At 42.5% G+C, this 18050-nt stretch carries 17 protein-coding genes and 1 other annotated feature; of the genes, 1 reads left to right on the forward strand and 16 read right to left on the reverse strand.

The window, feature by feature from the left end; genetic code table 11:
* Nucleotides 1-21: 21 nt before the first annotated feature.
* The 13 genes from MHH61_RS02400 to MHH61_RS02460 all read right to left on the reverse strand — a co-directional run bounded on the left by MHH61_RS02400 (nucleotide 22) and on the right by MHH61_RS02460 (nucleotide 13523).
* Nucleotides 22-891, reverse strand: coding sequence for a M50 family metallopeptidase (locus tag MHH61_RS02400; RefSeq protein WP_024423159.1), 870 nt, complete (start codon nucleotides 889-891; stop codon nucleotides 22-24).
* Nucleotides 884-1675, reverse strand: a complete 792-nt coding sequence (locus MHH61_RS02405; RefSeq protein ID WP_041115090.1) for a M23 family metallopeptidase — start codon at nucleotides 1673-1675, stop codon at nucleotides 884-886. Before MHH61_RS02405 ends, MHH61_RS02400 begins: the two co-directional genes overlap by 8 nt.
* A 219-nt stretch (nucleotides 1676-1894) precedes the next feature.
* Nucleotides 1895-2698 carry a septum site-determining protein MinD gene (gene minD / locus MHH61_RS02410; RefSeq protein WP_017358134.1) on the reverse strand — a complete coding sequence of 268 codons (804 nt, stop codon included), beginning with the start codon at nucleotides 2696-2698 and terminating at the stop codon, nucleotides 1895-1897.
* A 2-nt stretch (nucleotides 2699-2700) separates the two neighbouring features.
* Nucleotides 2701-3384, reverse strand: a complete 684-nt coding sequence (minC, locus tag MHH61_RS02415) for a septum site-determining protein MinC (RefSeq protein WP_024423161.1) — start codon at nucleotides 3382-3384, stop codon at nucleotides 2701-2703.
* Nucleotides 3385-3438: 54 nt separating this feature from the next.
* On the reverse strand, nucleotides 3439-3957 hold the full coding sequence (gene mreD, locus MHH61_RS02420) for a rod shape-determining protein MreD (RefSeq protein ID WP_024423162.1): 519 nt from the start codon (nucleotides 3955-3957) through the stop codon (nucleotides 3439-3441).
* On the reverse strand, nucleotides 3954-4853 hold the full coding sequence (mreC, locus tag MHH61_RS02425) for a rod shape-determining protein MreC (RefSeq protein ID WP_024423163.1): 900 nt from the start codon (nucleotides 4851-4853) through the stop codon (nucleotides 3954-3956). The genes mreD and mreC overlap by 4 nt, the downstream gene beginning before the upstream one ends.
* 27 nt (nucleotides 4854-4880) lie before the next feature.
* Nucleotides 4881-5900, reverse strand: a complete 1020-nt coding sequence (locus tag MHH61_RS02430) for a rod shape-determining protein (RefSeq protein ID WP_007501538.1) — start codon at nucleotides 5898-5900, stop codon at nucleotides 4881-4883.
* A gap of 89 nt (nucleotides 5901-5989) precedes the next feature.
* The gene (gene radC / locus MHH61_RS02435; protein ID WP_034667393.1) at nucleotides 5990-6664 is read right to left on the reverse strand and encodes a DNA repair protein RadC; all 675 of its coding nucleotides are present in this window, start codon (nucleotides 6662-6664) and stop codon (nucleotides 5990-5992) included.
* A gap of 47 nt (nucleotides 6665-6711) precedes the next feature.
* Entirely contained in the window at nucleotides 6712-7281 is a 570-nt protein-coding gene (locus tag MHH61_RS02440; RefSeq protein WP_024423165.1) for a nucleoside triphosphate pyrophosphatase, read from the reverse strand.
* A 177-nt stretch (nucleotides 7282-7458) separates the two neighbouring features.
* Nucleotides 7459-8475 (reverse strand): SPOR domain-containing protein, encoded by a 1017-nt coding sequence (locus tag MHH61_RS02445; RefSeq protein WP_241218561.1) that lies wholly within the window; start codon nucleotides 8473-8475, stop codon nucleotides 7459-7461.
* A gap of 157 nt (nucleotides 8476-8632) precedes the next feature.
* Nucleotides 8633-9364, reverse strand: coding sequence for an A24 family peptidase (locus MHH61_RS02450; protein WP_125586693.1), 732 nt, complete (start codon nucleotides 9362-9364; stop codon nucleotides 8633-8635).
* Nucleotides 9365-9510: 146 nt separating this feature from the next.
* Nucleotides 9511-10815, reverse strand: a complete 1305-nt coding sequence (locus MHH61_RS02455; protein ID WP_125586695.1) for a folylpolyglutamate synthase/dihydrofolate synthase family protein — start codon at nucleotides 10813-10815, stop codon at nucleotides 9511-9513.
* Between the two features lie 65 nt (nucleotides 10816-10880).
* A complete protein-coding gene (locus tag MHH61_RS02460) occupies nucleotides 10881-13523 on the reverse strand; it encodes a valine--tRNA ligase (protein ID WP_073206700.1) in 2643 nt (880 codons plus the stop codon).
* 59 nt (nucleotides 13524-13582) lie between these two features.
* Nucleotides 13583-13812: a binding site (T-box leader), on the reverse strand.
* A gap of 168 nt (nucleotides 13813-13980) precedes the next feature.
* Between MHH61_RS02460 and MHH61_RS02465 the strand changes: the two genes are divergently transcribed.
* Nucleotides 13981-14169, forward strand: coding sequence for a hypothetical protein (locus MHH61_RS02465; RefSeq protein WP_003216497.1), 189 nt, complete (start codon nucleotides 13981-13983; stop codon nucleotides 14167-14169).
* Nucleotides 14170-14220: 51 nt separating this feature from the next.
* On the opposite strand, the gene ysxE is transcribed toward MHH61_RS02465, so the two are convergent.
* The 3 genes from ysxE to hemL all read right to left on the reverse strand — a co-directional run bounded on the left by ysxE (nucleotide 14221) and on the right by hemL (nucleotide 18049).
* Entirely contained in the window at nucleotides 14221-15252 is a 1032-nt protein-coding gene (gene ysxE / locus MHH61_RS02470) for a spore coat protein YsxE (RefSeq protein WP_025092446.1), read from the reverse strand.
* Between the two features lie 37 nt (nucleotides 15253-15289).
* Nucleotides 15290-16621, reverse strand: coding sequence for a LysM peptidoglycan-binding domain-containing protein (locus MHH61_RS02475; protein ID WP_125586697.1), 1332 nt, complete (start codon nucleotides 16619-16621; stop codon nucleotides 15290-15292).
* 135 nt (nucleotides 16622-16756) lie between these two features.
* Complete coding sequence (gene hemL, locus MHH61_RS02480; protein WP_125586698.1) at nucleotides 16757-18049, reverse strand: glutamate-1-semialdehyde 2,1-aminomutase; 1293 nt, start codon at nucleotides 18047-18049, stop codon at nucleotides 16757-16759.
* Between the last annotated feature and the right edge of the window lies 1 nt (nucleotide 18050).

The following is an 18050-nucleotide window of genomic DNA, read 5'->3' on the forward strand; positions in this document are numbered from 1 at the left end:
AATGTCAATGTATTTTCACTATTAGTACGGTAAAAGAAGCTCTTCCATTGAGGAGGTGGTTCTGCGATCTGAAAAATACGCATGGAGCAGTTCATTTTCATCAAGCTGGCTCATCTTCACGCCATCTCTTTCAATAATAATCGGATGCTTGCAGCCCCTTTGAAATCGTGCCATCACTTCGTATACTTTTTCCTCTGCACTTGCTCTCAGCGGAATCAGTTTTTCTACCTTTTGCTCTTTTTTACCGTAATACCGTTCTAGTAAGAAGCGAACCCTGACGTAATGCCGCTGCCTGTGCTCCATCACGAGTGAATAAGCTAAAAAAGTAAGCAGCACCCAGCCATTGAATTGCAGCGGTGCAAACAAAAGTAACCCTCCTGTCAATAGACCGAAAAAGACAAGTGAGCCTTTTATTGCTAGGGCATGTGCACGTTGGAAAGGGTAAAAAACAGATAAGAGCAAAAAGAATAATTTTCCGCCATCAAGCGGCCAAACGGGCAAAAGATTCACAAGGAAAATCGCCATATTATAAAAGGTAAACATCGTAAAGACGTCGTGCGAGATAAGAGAAGCCTCCATGAAAAGCCATGCCATGAGCTGGAGCGGTACATGCTGAAGCGGCCCGCACAAAATGACCGCCAGCTCTTCTTTTAACGGACGGTTCCCATGTTCCTCTACTTCCACCGTTCCGCCAAATGGCAGTAAAAAAATCCGCCGAATGCGCCAATGATAATAGCAGGCAGCCGCTGCATGTCCAAGTTCATGGACACAGACAATCACGAGCAGACAAAGCAGCGGCTTGATTTGACCTGACAGAATCGCAAACGCCATCACAATCCACAGCAGCGGATGGATGTGAATTTTCGTCAGCATGAGCAGCCATCTATTCAAAGGTCATCACCTGAATAGGATCGATAAATTGTTCATTTTGCTTAATAGCAAAGTAATACGTGCCCTTCCCTTGATCATCAAGCGAAATCTGGCCAATTTTTTCACCCTTATCGACAAAATCGTATAAGGCCACATCGGCTTTCTTTAATTGACCGTACCAGCTATAGCTGTTATCTGCATGCTGCACTACAACGGTAAGCCCTGTATCGCTTTGCTTTTTCACCTCGACCACATAGCCTTCCTTCATACTATCAATGGCTTCAGCGGATGTCTCCACTTTGACACCTGCTCCATTTTGCGTAAAGGATTCCTGCACTTTACCAGAGGCAGGAACAGCTAGTTCTTGATTCGCTTGTACGTCCTTTTGGCCATCTTTTTTCTCTGTTAAAAAAGCCAGCGGATGTCCAACTGTTTTTTCAAACCAGCGGTTAGCAGCAGCAAATTGAAAATCTTGCTCAAAAGTCTGAGTAATCATCGGCTTCAGCTGCTGAAACGGACCTGTCTGACCTTTAAATGAAATGGCTGCAATCAAAACAAGGGACGCTGATAATAAGCATTTAAGCACAAAGGTATTCGGGTTAAATAAGGGATGACGATATTTCTTTGGCTGATGGGACGCCGGTTCATAGGAGGTCGAGCCAGAATGCTTTTCTTCCTCTGTCATCATAACCCATGGCGGGATATCTTCTTTTTTCTTGAAAGCCGTCTTCTTAGGGGGAGCAGCTGGCTGCATCATTTTGCGGCGCTGTGCGATTTTCTTTCGGTACTCGTCCACTCTTTTCATGAGATCACCCTTTACATACAAACAGTTTGTACATTTTATGTGACAACCCCATCTGATATGCAACAAAAAGACCGATTCTCATCGAATCGGCCTCAGCGTACAGACAAACCCTCGCATTCGGTGTCAGGTCTGCGCTCCGGTACTCACGAATGTCAAATTCGCTTCGCAAAGGTAGCCGTCTTTCCTAGACTGCAAAGGTTTTCTATCACGGTTCAGTGATTATGCTCTTACACCAAAAAATGCTTTGAGCTTTGCAAACATTCCCTTGTTTTCTTCTTCAAAAGATTGAAGCGGAACAGATTCGCCTAGTACCCGGCGGGCAATATTGCGATAGGCAATCGATACTTTGTTTTTAGCATCCATAACAATTGGTTCACCATTGTTTGAAGCCTTAATCACATCATCATCATCTGCTACAATGCCAAGTAGATCAATCGATAAGTGATGTACCACTTCATCTACATCCATTGAATCGCCATTTTTCGCCATGTGTGTACGAATACGATTGACAATCAAACGAGGCGGTTCGATATCTTCTTGTTCTAACAAACCGATGATTCGGTCCGCATCTCTCACAGCTGAGATTTCAGGCGTCGTCACGACAATGGCCTTGTCTGCACCGGATACAGCATTTTTAAAGCCTTGCTCAATTCCAGCAGGGCAGTCAATAACAACATAATCAAAGTCTTGTTTCAATGATTGAATTAATTCTTTGATCTGTTCCGGCTCTACAGCCGTTTTATCACTTGTTTGAGCAGCAGGTAAAAGATACAAAAGATCCTCGAAACGCTTATCTTTTACAAGCGCTTGATGAATTTTGCATCTTCCTTCTACTACATCGACTAGATCATAAATAATGCGGTTTTCTAGCCCCATCACGACATCCAGATTCCGAAGGCCGATATCGGTATCAACTAGACACACTTTTTTTCCTTGAATTGCTAGTGCTGTGCCTAAGTTTGCAGATGTTGTTGTTTTGCCAACGCCGCCTTTTCCTGAGGTAATCACAATAGCCTCGCCCAATTTCACATTCCTCCCTCAAGCCTTGTCAGATTAGGTCTTATATGAGCCAATTGCTGCAGGCGTTCAATGATCATATTGCCATCTATATCTAAATAAGCACATTCCATTTCATTTCCATCTTCTTTTTGGTCTGGCGCGCGGTTAAAAACTTGTGCGATGCGAAGCTGTGTTGGAATCATATGAGATGCTGCAATAACAGCCTGTTTGTTGCCATTACATCCAGCATGCGCCACACCTTTTAAAGCGCCAAGCACAAAAATATTTCCTCCTGCGCGAATCGTTCCGCCAGGATTGACATCTCCTATTAATAAAAGATCTCCTTCGACATGCAGCACCTGTCCAGAGCGTACAATTTTTGCTACAGAAGTAATTTCAGCCTCTGCTTTTAATCGTCTCGCCTCTTCAGTTGACATGACTTCACTTTCAATGGAGTGGATGACGAGATGTTCATTTTCAGACACCGCTTCAGTCAAACGCGTCTCCTGATCCTCTGTTAAATACCGAAAACCAAGCTTAATATGCACATTGACCTTATGTCCTTCTCTTCCATCTGTATATTGCTCAAGTAATAGAACCTCTCGCAAGCCGGAAAGAAGGTCATCAAACGAACAGTCATCATTTAACTGTAATGTTAATCCGTTTTTTGTACCTTTTATCGTCACATATTGCTGTTTTTGAGTTTTCAAGATGCTCACCTCAACAACATACTCATTTCGCCGTAATTGGACAAACTCCTGCTTTTATTCGTCGATCAGTCCTTGTTTCACGTGGGTGAAAAAGAGCCTAAACGGCACAACAAGTATGAGAGACGCAGCAGTATTTAAAAGAATCGTTGGAATAAAGCGTTCGATGACATACGTATTAAACGGCATAATCCCTGGTTGAATTGTCGCTTGAACGCCGTATACATAAAACTCCATCACGGAAACAGCAATAATCGACAGAAAGACAACGACTAACATATTCGTTTGCAGAACTTTAAAGGCTTTTGCTAACAAATAGCAAAGCGCCCCAAAGCCAAACATATGAACACCAAGTATGCCTGTATATGAAATATCATATAAAAGTCCAAAGATAAATCCGTAAATCACACCATATTTTTGATTCACAAAAGCAGTCATAAATACAAGTGCGAGTAAAATGAAATGAGGAGCTAAAATTTGATTCTCTGAAACAAATGGGAGCTTCACTAAATCAACAAAAATGCTGTCAAATACGAAGATAAACAACATGACGAAAGCAAGAAGGACACGTTTCACGAGCCTTCCTCCTTCGTCAATTCAGATGCATCTGCTGTACTTGTGCTGCGATTCACCACAATCACGCGGTCTAAATTGTTGAGTTCAGCCGCTGGTTCTACGTAAATGATCTTTGTCAGGCCGTAATGGTCTGGCTCGATTTCACTTACCTTACCAATCGTTAAGCCTTGCGGGAATACGCCCCCTGCTCCAGATGTTTCAACAAGATCTCCTTTTTTGACATCCCCATCTGCATCGGATTTCAGAATATTCATAGTCAGCATTTTTTTCTTGCTGTCATAACCGTTAATGATTCCATTGAGTTCTTCTTTGCCCTTTTTCGCAAAAATTTTCGTTGAAATTCTATTATTTTGGTCAGTAGAGCTTAGCAATCTTACAGTCGAAGTAAAATTGTTGAGCTTATCACTTTCAATCTTCCCAATTAATGCGCCACTTTCATTTGTGACTGCCATATCTTTTTCCACGCCTTGTTTTTTCCCTTTATCAATCATCACAAAGCTATCCCAAAGAGAAGGATTTCTTGCGATAACAGTTGATAGAATTGGCGTGTAGTCACGAATAGAGTTCACATAGCCAAGCTGTTTGCGAAGCTTTTTGTTCTCATCTTCTAGTTCTTGAAGTTTCGCCTCATATTGAGTTTGTCCATCAAGTTTTTTTCGAAGACGCTCGTTTTCATCATATGTGTTCTTTAAATCTTGTACGTTCCCATAAATACCGGCAATAAATTGTGATGGTTTATGAAAGACACCTTGAAAAAAGCCTGTCGTATCCCCCACTAATTTTTCCGGCCATGAAGCACCTCTGCCGCTTTTCACTGAAAAACCAATCATGGCCACCAGTACGATGACACAGACAAGGAGCAACATTAATCTTTTATTCATAAAAAACTGCGGCATGTCTTACACCTCTTTAATTACGCCCGATTATCGATTATCTTTTGATTTTCCTTTGAACAAATGAATATGTTCTAGTGCTTTCCCTGTCCCGATTGCCACACAGTCAAGCGGGTCTTCTGCAATAATGACTGGCATTTTCGTTTCATCGCTAATGACTTTGTCAAGATTACGCAGTAATGCACCGCCTCCTGTTAAAACAATTCCGCGGTCCATAATATCTGCTGCGAGCTCAGGCGGGGTTTTTTCAAGAGTCATTTTCACTGCATCGACAATTGTTTCCACCGTATCGCGAAGCGCTTTTGCAATCTCTTCTGCCGTAATAGAGATTGTTTTTGGCAGACCTGTTAAAAGGTCACGTCCGCGAATGTCCATCTCATCATGTACGTCAGGCTGCGCAGAACCGATTTCCATTTTAATCGCTTCTGATGTACGATCACCGATCATTAGATTATACGTTTTACGGATGTAGCTGCTGATCGCATCATCCATCTCATCTCCTGCCACACGGATTGATTGTGATGTCACAATGCCGCCAAGAGAAATAATCGCTACTTCTGTTGTACCGCCGCCAATATCTACAACCATACTTCCTGTTGGTTCCCATACAGGAAGGTTAGCACCGATTGCCGCAGCAAATGGTTCTTCAATAGGGTATGCGTCACGTGCACCAGCTTGTCTTGTTGCATCAATGACTGCACGCTCTTCTACAGCTGTAATACCAGATGGTACACATACCATGACGTAAGGTTTACGAGCAAAAAGCCCTTTGCCTTTTAATGCTTGATTAATGTAATATTTCATCATTGTTGCTGTCGTCTCGTAATCTGCAATGACACCGTCTTTCATTGGGCGTAGTGCCACAACATTACCAGGTGTACGGCCAATCATGTTTCTAGCATCATTTCCGACTGCCACTATAGACTTCGTATCAGTTTCCAAGGCTACGACCGAAGGTTCTCTTACAACAATGCCTTTTCCTTTAATAAAAACAAGCGTATTCGCTGTGCCAAGATCTATTCCAAGGTCTTTTGTACCAATTCCAAACATATGTATGTATCTTCCTTTCTTAAACCAAAATTCCCTTAGGGAAAAACTCATAAACTCTATTATATCGTAAAACATTGAAAAAAAAAGTGTTACAAATACCCTTTTTCCTTCAAACTCACAAATTTTTGATCACCTATGACAAGATGATCAAGCAGCTGTATTCCAATCAGCTTTCCACATTCAAAAAGTCGCTGTGTGACTTCAATATCTTCCCTGCTCGGCGTCGGATCTCCTGATGGATGGTTGTGCACACATATAAATGAAGCAGCGGACCGTTTAAAGGCCTCTTTGAAAATTTCACGCGGGTGAACGATGGATGAGTTCAAACTGCCAATAAACACGGTATGTTTATGAAGGACTTGATTTTTAGTATTGAGATAAAGACAAACGAAATTTTCCTGTTGTAAAAACCTCATATCTTCCATCACAAAGTTTGCCCCATCCTCTGGTGTGCGGATCACATAGCGGTTGTCCGTCGTTTGATGGTGTAATCTAGTGCCGAGTTCTAAAGCAGCTAAAAGAGAGACCGCCTTCGCCTTTCCAACTCCTCGAATCTTCGACATTTCTTCAATTGAGGCTTCTCTTACAGAGCGAAGACCGCCAAATGTTTGCAGAAGTCTTGCAGAAATTTGAAGAACTGATTCCTTTTTTGTGCCTGTCCTTAAAAGAATCGCAACAAGTTCATGGTTTGACAGACTGCCGGGACCATATTTGATCAATCGTTCTCTCGGCTTTTCATCTTGAGGAAAATGCTTTAGCAACATAGGGAAATCGTTCATGATGCCCACTCCTTTTAGATTCCTTCCTGTCATCAAAAAGGGGTGATTCCAAATGTTTCGAGCACTCTAACTGTTTTGGCAATAGGGAGACCTACAACGGAAAAATAATCACCATCTATTTTTTGAACAAACAGTGCGCCTTTTCCTTGAATGCCATAGCTTCCCGCTTTATCAAGCGGTTCTCCCGTTTCGATATAGCGGTCTATTTCATTTTGCGTAAGTGTCCAAAACGTCACTTCTGTCTGTTCATAAAATGTTTCTTTTCTATTCTCTGACTGAATCGTGACACCCGTCAAGACTTGATGTGTCTTTCCTGACAATAATTGAAGCATTGAGGCCGCTTCTTCCTTGTCTTTTGGTTTCCCAAGACATTTGCCGTCAATTGCAACAATCGTATCTGCACCAATAATCACAGCTTCGGGATATAATCTTTGAATATCACTTGCTTTTTGTTCTGCCAACCATTGGACGTTCTCTGCAGGAGAAAAGTTTCGATTTATTTCTTCTTTTAATTGACTTGCTTGAATGTCATAAGAAAACCCTGCTAGATCAAGCAATTCTTTTCTTCTAGGGGATTGAGATGCGAGAATCAATTGGTTCATGTTTGTTCATCCTTTCAGGGTTTAGCCTAAGAAGTAAGATACCCATTCATCCTATCAAATGTACATCTTACCGACAATTTACGAAAATTCATTTTTCATGTTCCTTCATCATTATGTTGGATGCAAAAGAAAAAAACTAGTCATTTTTTGACTAGTTTGGTTTCTTAAAATATGAATTTACGTATTTAATTGATCAAGCAGTGCCTGCTGAGATTTCCACCCGTTTTCAGCAGTAGGTTCATTTAACAGCTGCACCGCTTTCAGCAAACTGCTTTTAGCTGGTGCGTCCGTTGTTTTGGCACTTTCAAGCTCAGAGATTAGCTGTGCAACGTCCTTTTGATCCACATCATCCCCTGCAATGACCTTAGAGGATAAAACAGATGCCTTTTCTATTAAACTAGTCAGCTCCTCCGGTACTTGAAATGAGAGCTCCTTGCCTCCCCACGCCTCAAAGTGCTGATCAATCAGCTTCTTCCCAACAGCACTTGTCATGCCCTGTTCTGTCGCAAGCCCGGCAATGACATAATAGCCATCATCCATCGAGACCTTTTTCCCCGCATATCCTGCTTCTTTTAAACTGCCAACTAATTCATCTGCTCCTTTTTCAGAGGAAAACTTTCCAGCCTGTACGACATAGGTTGAAAAACTGCCAGAGGCGCTTTTTTCATCCTTATTCTCTTTTGATTCATCAGCAGTATCTGCTGGCGGCGCATCCCCGCCCGCTTTCATTGATGATTGATTTCCGGACGCTGAAACGCTGATATCTCCCCCTGATGGATTCTGAGAACCATCTTGACTTAAGCTAAGGGCAAACACACCAAGGCCTGTCCCAAGAACCACTGCAAACACAATCGTTGTCATCACTCTCTTAAACGGGCCGCGGTTTTTACCGAACTTCTGGTCAAAGGAGCCTTTTTTCTTTTGATAAGGTGTGACGACCTTTGGGTCAGAATGATAAATATGATCAGCTGCGTCATCCCACTGGAAGTCTTCTTCTTTCGGTTTAGCCGGTTCTTCCTCAGAAGCAGCTGTCTCCTGTTCTGACTGCCTTTTTTCCTCCCAATTCGAAAACGTCACTTGATCATCCTCTTGCTGTTTTGGCGGCTGGTGGTCATCTTCATGAAGCATTTCTTCTTTGCCATTAATATTGACTTTTAACCCTTGTTTTTTTGCCTGCCTTTTTTTCACTGTCATTCCCCGCTTTCTGACATTGTTTGTAAGAAAGACCTTTTTGTCCAATGAATCAGCGCGAATGTAACCCGTCCTTCTTTCTGTTTCACACTTTAACATAGCAGATAAAAAAAAGAACAAGACTTTTGTCGGCACGGAAAAAAAGTGTTCGCCAATTTTTTCAACCGATCGACCCGGCCAACGGGAGCATGACATGAACTCCATAGAGATACAGCCAAAAAGAAAAAGAGATCGCAGGAACAAAGGGAAATGGCTCATCTAATCGAAAAGAAAAAACCTTCGCATAGACGATTCCAGCGATACACGAGAGAAAAAGAATGAGAAGGAATGGCTTTAAGCCAAAGCAAAATGCAAGCACACCGAACAGCTTCATATCAGCTCCGCCCATGCTATTTGGCTTGAAACGATCTAAACTATAAAACAAGAGAAAGCAAAAAAGAAGCGAAGCCGCTCCTTCCCACCAAATAAGAAGAGGTTCAAGCGTGCGGTATATGACGAAAAGAGGGAAAAAGAAGAGAAACAGCTCGTTTGGCACCCTCATATAAAGGAGATCGCTCACGACAGCAATCACAAATAAACTACAAAGAATCACAAGAAAAAGACCTTCAAACGAAATACCAGCGATTCTATACATGAGCAAAAAAAGACTGCCTGACAGCAGCTCAATCAGTGGATATAGCATTGGCAGCCGAGTGCCGCAATGTTTACAAGTCCCCCTCAATAATGCATACGAAACTAGCGGAATCATCTCGCGCAAGGAAAGCGGCTGTTTACAGGCTGTGCAGTGAGAACGAGGAAAAAGAATAGACCGCTTCAGTGGCAGCCTTTCACCGACTAGATGAAAGAATGACCCCATGGTGACGCCCGCAAGAAACACAAAAATACCTATCATATATCGTGACCCCTTCCGAGAATAAGATAGACCGGATTTTACCATGACCGTATTCATTGTGCACATAGCAAAAATATGATTTTACTTCTCTTCTGCGTATCAAAAGAAAAAAACGCAAGAGGCATTGAAGCCATTTGCGTTTTTTGTTATCCGATCATACGATTTCTTATATCTGAAATAAAATAAAGAGAGCCAGTCACAAGAATCACCGCTGAAGGATCATCACTTTTTTTCTGAATGAACTCAAGCACTGTACGAGGGTCATCATCATACGACTTTGCTTCTAAATGACTGCATACATAAAGCTTTTCAGCTGATTCGGCTCTTGGAAAATCAAATGAAACAAAATGGATAGAAGAACTTACAGCTTCAAGCTTTTGAATCATTTTCTTGTACGGCTTATCTTTTAAAGCACTAAAACAAATATGCACCTGTTTACTAGAAAAATGAGCTTGTACGGTTTCAATTAAACGGTCGATCCCTTCTTCATTATGTGCGCCGTCTAAATACACTGGAGGATGATCTTTGACCTTTTCAAACCTCCCAGCCCAAACTGCCTGCCGAATGCCTTCATATATTTGCTCTTCTGTCACGCTAATATAGCCTTCTTGCTCCAGCCATTCAATGAGTAAAACAGCAAGGGAAGCATTTTGCCTTTGATGCGTTCCAATTAATCCTGTTTCAAGCTGAGGATACTGCCTTTTCAATGTGCGTAACGTGAAACGTTCACCTGTTTCTGTCGGCTGCTGCTCATCAAAGCTGCAAGTATCTTGTAAGGAAATACATTCGGCATTCTTTTCTTTTGCTGTGTTTCGAATGACAGCAAGAGCTTCTGGCTGGTGGACTGCCGTAATCATTGGAATACCCTCTTTGATAATACCCGCTTTTTCAGCTGCAATCTGTTCAAGTGTGTCACCTAAAATGGACATATGATCATGACCAATCGACGTAATCGCTGTTAAGATTGGCACAGCAATATTTGTAGAATCAAGCCTTCCGCCAAGCCCTGTTTCCAAGAGGACAAAGTCTACTTGGTGCACATGAGCAAAATAAGCAAATGCACATGCTGTAATGATTTCAAATTCTGTTGCTGCACCAAGCTCTGTTTGATCTAATTCATCAACAAGAGACTTGATTTCATTCACCAAACTCAGCCATTCTTCATCCTCTATAGGCGCTCCGTTCACGCTGATTCTTTCATTGAACGTTAGTATAAACGGAGAGGTGAAGGTTCCGACTGAATAGCCGGCTTCCTGTAAAACAGAACGTGTAAACGCAATGGTTGATCCTTTGCCATTTGTACCTGCAACATGTACTGCTTTTATGCTTTGTTCCGGATTTCCTAGTCTGTTCATCAGCCATTTCATTCGTTCAAGACCCGGTTTTACGCCAAAGGCCAATCTGCTGTGAATCCACTCAATTGCTTCATGGTAGTTTGTAAACAATGTCATCTCTCATTTCATACGAAATTTTCAAAAAAGACGACTCCATTTCATTAGGAGCCGTCTTTTCACTCTTATGCTTTCAGCTCTTCAATACGTTTTTGAACAGCTTCGCGTTTTGCGACATAATCACGTTCTTTCGCACGCTCTTCTTCTACGACACTTTCAGGCGCTTTTTTCATAAAGCCTTCATTGCCAAGCTTTTTCTGAACTCGTTCCACTTCTTTTGTCAGTTTATCAAGCTCTTTTTGCAGACGAGCAATTTCTTCATCTAAGTTGATTAAGCCTTCAAGCGGCAGAATGAGTTCTGCTCCAGAAATGACAGCCGTCATCGCTTTATCACTAGCTGGGACATCTGTGCCAATTTCAAGAACACTTGGGTTCGTGAATCGCTCAATATATGAACGATTTTTCTCTAAACGTTCCTGAACATCAGACGTAGATGCTTTAATGTAAAGCTCAACTTGTTTGCTCATTGGCGTGTTCACTTCACTGCGAATGTTACGAACAGAACGAATGAGTTCAACAAGCAGCTTCATATCAGCAGAAGCTTGTTCGTTGGAAAGCTCCGGCTTCACTTCAGGCCATGCCGCTACAGTAATAGACTCACCTTCATGCGGTAGATGCTGCCAGATTTCTTCTGTTAAGAACGGCATAAACGGATGTAAAAGTCTCATTGTTTGATCTAATACATACGCAAGGATCGAACGAGTCGTTTTCTTTGCTGCTTCGTCTTCACCATAAAGCGGAAGCTTCGCCATTTCAATGTACCAATCACAGAAATCATCCCAAATGAAGTTGTATAAATGTCTGCCCACTTCACCGAATTCATACTTGTCAGCAAGCTGTGTGACACTTTCAATTGTTTCATTTAAGCGTGTTAAAATCCATTGATCAGCAACTGATTTTTCTCCTGATAAGTCAAGCTCATCATACGTTAAACCATCCATATTCATTAAAGCAAAACGGGATGCGTTCCAAATTTTGTTCGCAAAGTTCCAAGTGGATTCAACCTTTTCAAAGCTAAAACGAAGATCCTGACCTGGTGAGCTTCCAGTCGCTAAGAAATATCTTAATGAATCCGCACCGTATTTGTCGATGACCTCCATTGGATCAATTCCGTTGCCAAGCGACTTACTCATTTTACGTCCTTGTTCGTCGCGGATGAGCCCATGAATGAGGACATCTTTAAACGGTTTTTCTCCTGTGAATTCAAGACCTTGGAAGATCATGCGGGATACCCAGAAGAAAATGATGTCATAGCCTGTTACAAGCAGATTGGTTGGGTAGTAGCGCTTGAAGTCTTCACTGTCTGCATCTGGCCAGCCCATTGTAGAAAACGGCCACAGCGCTGAACTAAACCATGTATCAAGTACATCGTTATCCTGTTCCCAGTTCTCAATATCTTCTGGCGCTTCAAGTCCAACGTATACTTCTTTCGTTTCTTTATGATACCAAGCCGGAATGCGGTGTCCCCACCATAGCTGACGAGAAATACACCAGTCACGGATATTTTCCATCCAATGTAAATATGTCTTTTCAAATCGGTCTGGAACAAATTGAACTTGGTCGTCTCCTTTTTGCAGATGAATGGCTTCGTCTGCCAGCGGCTGCATTTTCACAAACCATTGTGTCGATAAATACGGTTCAACGACAGCTCCACTTCGCTCACTATGACCAACTGAATGCATGTGGTCTTCAATTTTGAACAAAATGCCTTCCTCTTGTAAATCCTTCACAAGCTGTTTGCGGCATTCGAAACGGTCCATTCCTTTGTATTTCAGGGCATTCGCATTCATTGTGCCATCTTCATTCATGACAAGAATACGCTCTAGCCCGTGGCGGTTTCCAAGCTCAAAGTCATTCGGGTCATGAGCAGGTGTAATTTTCACAGCACCTGAGCCAAACTCCATATCGACATAATCATCACCGACGATTGGGATTTCACGGCCTGTGATTGGTAAAACCACTGTTTTTCCAATCAAATGCTGATAGCGTTCGTCATCAGGGTGTACGGCTACGGCTGTATCTCCCAGCATAGTTTCAGGTCTTGTTGTCGCAATTTCAATTGAACCTGTTCCATCTGAAAGCGGATATCTCAAGTGATAAAATGCACCTTGAACATCCTTATAAATCACTTCAATATCAGAAAGTGCCGTTTTCGTTGCTGGATCCCAGTTAATGATGTACTCTCCGCGATAAATAAGCCCTTTTTCATACAATTGAACAAACACTTGGCGAACGGCTTTATTCAGACCTTCATCTAAAGTAAAACGTTCACGGGAGTAATCGAGGCCAAGTCCCATTTTCGCCCACTGGCTGCGAATAAAATCTGCATATTCTTCTTTCCACTTCCACGTTTCTTCCACAAATTTCTCCCGGCCAAGGTCATACCGGCTTACGCCTTCTTCGCGAAGCTTTGCCTCGACTTTTGCTTGAGTCGCAATACCGGCATGGTCCATACCTGGAAGCCAAAGAACGTCATACCCCTGCATCCGTTTCATACGTGTCACGATGTCTTGGAGTGTAGAATCCCATGCATGCCCAAGGTGCAGTTTTCCTGTCACGTTTGGTGGAGGAATGACGACTGTATATGGATCTTTCGTTTTGTCATTTTGTGCTTCGAAGAATTTCCCTTCAAGCCAGTACGTATAGCGGTCTTTTTCAATCGCATTTGGATCGTACTTTGTTGGCATTTCTTGATTATTTGTTCCCATTTGTGTAACCTCCACATTTTTTCGGCTGATGAAACATAAAAAAAGCCTTTCCATCCTTATAAAAGGACGAAAAAGCTTTTTCGCGGTACCACCTTTTTTCACGAGACACATACACGTGTCCCATACACTCTAAAGGATAACGGGGTTCTCCCGAATTTCTCTACTTGTTCATTCAAGAAATTAAGCTCACAGGCGACCTTCCAAACAAGTACATCCTAGGAAACCTTTCAGCTCTTGGCTTCCCTCTCTTTAGGGTCTTGCTCGTACTCTTCCTGATCCACGCTTACGATATATCACGTTCATCAGCACATACTCATCTTTTATTAATATTACTAAATGCCTTTTGTTTTCGTCAATCATCTTTTCCGCTTTTCTTCTTCTTTATACAAATTGGGCAGGCACCCTTCGCCCTTTTGCCCATATGATAATAACAAAATGAAGAAGGAGGGCGTTTGATTTGAAGAAGATCAATCCTTACACACTTCCCCCCTGGCTGAGACAAATTCGGGCAGTTGCTTCCCAAGTCGTTCTCCCGATTGCTATATTTCAAGGATTTCGTACGATCATTTTCCCTACGACATTTGACGTCCTCATTCTAGGTATTCTTATTTTTCTCGCCTGTGCCTTTCATCTTGATTGGTTTTAAAAACTCATCATTATGTACCTGCCCATATAAAGCTAACGCAGTATAACCTCGTCATTCCGCCGATGACGAGGCACTTTGTTCTTCTTCAAGCCGTCTAGCCTGCTCAATTTCGTGAATTTTCATGACGGTCGGCTCAGAATTTTTCATCTGCCAATACGCTCTTAACAGCTGCTGGCAGCTTTCCATTTCATCCTGCCCGCCTGCTTCATAGGCTTTTATCGTATCAAACAGACCTTGCGGATAAGCAAGGTAGCTCAGAAATAAATGCAATTCTTCCTCCCGAAGAGGGTTTCCTTTTTGGTACGTATAAAACAAGGAAGTACATTCAGGACAAGACGTGGGATAGGTTTTGAAAGTCCGAAAGTAAAAGGTTAGAAGATCATAAATGGGGGCGGCTTTTTTAGACCGCTCAAAATTGGTGAAATGTCCTGTCCCTACATCGTTATACAAAAAGTGATGGATCGATAGCTGCCCATGATTTAGCACAACACGCGTTGTCTCTTTGTCTTTCATTTCTTCATGCCAATCTTCTAAACGTTCAAGCGCAAATTCACTGGCAGACATCGCCTCTGAAAAATACATAGCAGCGGCCAGCTCAAATGGCGACATATACCACGTTTGTTCTGCCCGCTCTATGAATCGTTCATACATGTCTTTCTCTGTTTCCCATTTGGTCTTGATTTGTGTGTAATGTGCTTCTATCTCTTGCTCTGTGATATCCATCATGACTTCAGTCCGCTTATGAAGTCTTGCAATCTCTTGAAATAAATATTCGTGCTTATCGTCCTGCTCTTCTCTCTTTTCATTCGTCAGCCACGGCATCAGATAGTATGCATACTGGCTTTCCCGATGACTTGAGAAAAAGGAACCGCTCGTCGTCCGATAAATCGGCACAAAGGAGCGATAGCCCTTTGATTCCAGTTCAAGCATTTGTTCTGTAAATTGCATATGCCGGCTGGCTTTTACTCGCTTTAGAGCAAATACACCCTGCTTTGTATATACCTTAATGACAGCAGGACTGACAGGTTCAATATATTCAGCCTCAAGTCCGTATTCGTATAAGACAGATTGGATTTCATCCACGTTCACTCACCACATTTTCTCGGTCAGTCATCGCTTGCTATGCATTGCTTTTTTGATATTCAGGAATATAAAGAATCTGCCCTTCCTCAAGCTCCGCATCAATCGATAATGAGTTTGTGCGAAGAAGCTGCTGCACATTCAACTGATATCTCTCACAAATACGATCGACCGTATCTTCTTGCTGAACTATACATATTTTCATGCGGGAAAAATCTTCCTCCTCCTGCTTAGCGAACAGCTTTGTTAAATAAAGAGAATTCTCACTGCCAGACGTTTCTCTCACGTCTTCTTCAAGCTCCTCTTCTTCTTGAGCTGACTCATATATTTTAGGTGCTTCCCGTTCATATAACCGCCCGAGCTGATATTCATCATCGTGCGCCTCAAGCTCAGGCTCCACTTGATCAGCAGGTGATTCAAAAGCCGGATACGACTGTACCGTTTCTTCCTGCTCTTCAGCAGCTTCCGGATCCTTTCTTACTTCCACTTCAAAGAACGGCTCTTCCCGCTCCTCTTCTTCTAATAGCTTTGGCGGTTCAAAAAATGGCGGTTCCTGCACCTGAGCTTCAGGGATGGATCGATAACCAAGCGCCACAGCTTCTTCTTGATTATTCGGCTGTTCTGGCTGTTCTGGCTGTTCTGGCTCTTCAGGTTCTTCTAATTCTTCAGGTTCGTCGGACGCTTCCTCTACTTCCCTGTTCACCAATTCTATCTTAATTTCTTCTTCCTCTTCTTCTTGTACTTCCTGCACTTCCTGTTCCTCTTGCTCCGCGCGCGTATCATGTTGGAATACAGGCTGATTCTCATCATGCTCACGTTCTTCGCCTTGCAGCTCTTCTTGTTCTTCTTGTTCTGGCTGCAACTGATAATCGTAGGCCATATCGCCATAATCCACTTCAGGACGATGGACAAATTCATACGGCTCCTCTACAGGCGCCGGAGGCGTTTCCTCGTCTAATAAGCCTTCAATGGCCAAATCAGCCTGAATGGTGAGCAAACGATTCTCTGTCAGCTGGTAATCAAACGCATCAATAAACACAAACACATCATTTAAATGACTAATTTTGTTCTTCGGAATGGTGATATCGACTGGAAATTGATGCAAAAGCTCCGCCGTTCCGTCTTCTCTGACCTTTACCTCATCTGCTTCCCTGTATGTTGGAAAGGAACTCAATTCACCCAATAGCTCCTCTTGATTTATGTTGTATTCTCCTGTTAGCTCGAGTGAACCTCTAATAGAAACATAATCATTCACTTCTTGAACGAGAATGTCAGGGTCGAGAGAAATTGACAGCAGCTCACTGACTTCCTGTCCGCTTTTGAAATAAATGGATTCTTCTACCGAAAACTGTAATCGATTGTTTTGAGACAAGTCGGTGTCCTCCTTTCATCTAATCCTTAAAAAATAAAATTAGATGTCAATACAGTTGTATGAGGGAGGAAGTGAAAATATGATTGGTTTTCTCTAATGCAAAAAGCCGATATGTCTCCATATCGGCCTTTTGTTTTATCGACGTAGTTTTTGAAAAACCTTTTCCACTGTCTCAATCGTATATTCGATGTCTTCGTCTGTATGAGCTGTTGACAGGAATAGTCCTTCAAATTGAGAAGGCGGGAGGAAGATGCCGTGATCGGCCATTTCCTTGTAAAATTCAGCGAATAAAGCAAGATCAGCTGTTTTCGCTTTGTCATAATTGATCACTTCTTCATTTGTAAAGAAGAATCCGATCATGGAACCCGCACGGTTAAACGTTAATGGAATTCCGTATGCTTTTGCCGCTTTCGAAATGCCTTCTTCTAAACGATCACCTTTTCGTTTAAATTCTTCATAAGACTCAGGTGTCAGCTGTTTTAGGGTTTCTAAGCCTGCTGTCATCGCAAGAGGGTTACCAGATAACGTTCCTGCTTGATAAATTGGACCGCTTGGCGCAATTTGTCTCATAATATCCGCTCTTCCGCCATAAGCACCGACTGGAAGACCGCCTCCAATCACTTTACCAAGGCACGTCAGATCAGGTGTGATGCCAAAATAGCCTTGCGCGCAGTGATAATCCACACGGAAGCCTGTCATGACCTCATCAAAAATAAGCAATGATCCGTATTGCTCCGTGATGTCTCTTAGTCCTTGCAAGAAACCTTCTTGCGGAGGGACAACCCCCATATTTCCTGCGACCGGCTCTACAATAACACCAGCGATATCATCTCCGAATTCTTGAAAAGCAACTTGAATACTTTCTAAATCATTGTACGGTACTGTGATTGTGTTACTTGCAGTCCCTTCAGGAACACCAGGACTATCCGGCAGTCCAAGCGTTGCTACTCCAGAACCAGCTTTAATGAGCAAAGAATCACCGTGGCCATGATAGCAGCCTTCAAATTTCACAATTTTATTTCTGCCTGTAAAACCACGAGCTAGACGAAGTGCACTCATCGTCGCCTCTGTACCAGAGCTGACCATGCGAATAACTTCGATGGAAGGAACCCGTTCTGATACAAGTTTAGCTAATTCATTTTCAACTAACGTAGAAGCACCGAAGCTTGTCCCATTTTCCGCTACTCGCTGAATGCTTTCAACGACACGATCATTCGTATGTCCTAAAATAAGCGGTCCCCATGATAAGACATAATCGATGTATTCATTTCCATCAATATCATAGATCTTGGCGCCTTTGCCTCGTTCCATAAAAATCGGGCCTGTGTTGACTGATTTAAATGCACGCACAGGGCTGTTGACACCACCAGGCATTAATTGCTGTGCTTCTTCAAATGCTTGCTTTGATTTTTCATAGCTACGTCCCATT

Source organism: Bacillus sp. FSL K6-3154 (assembly GCF_040869395.1).
Lineage (GTDB): Bacteria > Bacillota > Bacilli > Bacillales > Bacillaceae > Bacillus > Bacillus safensis.

Bases quoted from the DNA above. Each gene is read 5' to 3' on its own strand.
- MHH61_RS02440 (WP_024423165.1), bottom strand. From the start codon at position 7,281: ATGAACCAATTGATTCTCGCATCTCAATCCCCTAGAAGAAAAGAATTG.
- MHH61_RS02430 (WP_007501538.1), bottom strand. From the start codon at position 5,900: ATGTTTGGAATTGGTACAAAAGACCTTGGAATAGATCTTGGCACAGCG.
- mreC (WP_024423163.1), bottom strand. From the start codon at position 4,853: ATGCCGCAGTTTTTTATGAATAAAAGATTAATGTTGCTCCTTGTCTGT.
- hemL (WP_125586698.1), bottom strand. From the start codon at position 18,049: ATGGGACGTAGCTATGAAAAATCAAAGCAAGCATTTGAAGAAGCACAG.
- MHH61_RS02455 (WP_125586695.1), bottom strand. From the start codon at position 10,815: ATGACATTGTTTACAAACTACCATGAAGCAATTGAGTGGATTCACAGC.
- MHH61_RS02460 (WP_073206700.1), bottom strand. From the start codon at position 13,523: ATGGGAACAAATAATCAAGAAATGCCAACAAAGTACGATCCAAATGCG.
- MHH61_RS02405 (WP_041115090.1), bottom strand. From the start codon at position 1,675: ATGAAAAGAGTGGACGAGTACCGAAAGAAAATCGCACAGCGCCGCAAA.
- MHH61_RS02450 (WP_125586693.1), bottom strand. From the start codon at position 9,364: ATGATAGGTATTTTTGTGTTTCTTGCGGGCGTCACCATGGGGTCATTC.
- MHH61_RS02445 (WP_241218561.1), bottom strand. From the start codon at position 8,475: ATGACAGTGAAAAAAAGGCAGGCAAAAAAACAAGGGTTAAAAGTCAAT.
- radC (WP_034667393.1), bottom strand. From the start codon at position 6,664: ATGTTGCTAAAGCATTTTCCTCAAGATGAAAAGCCGAGAGAACGATTG.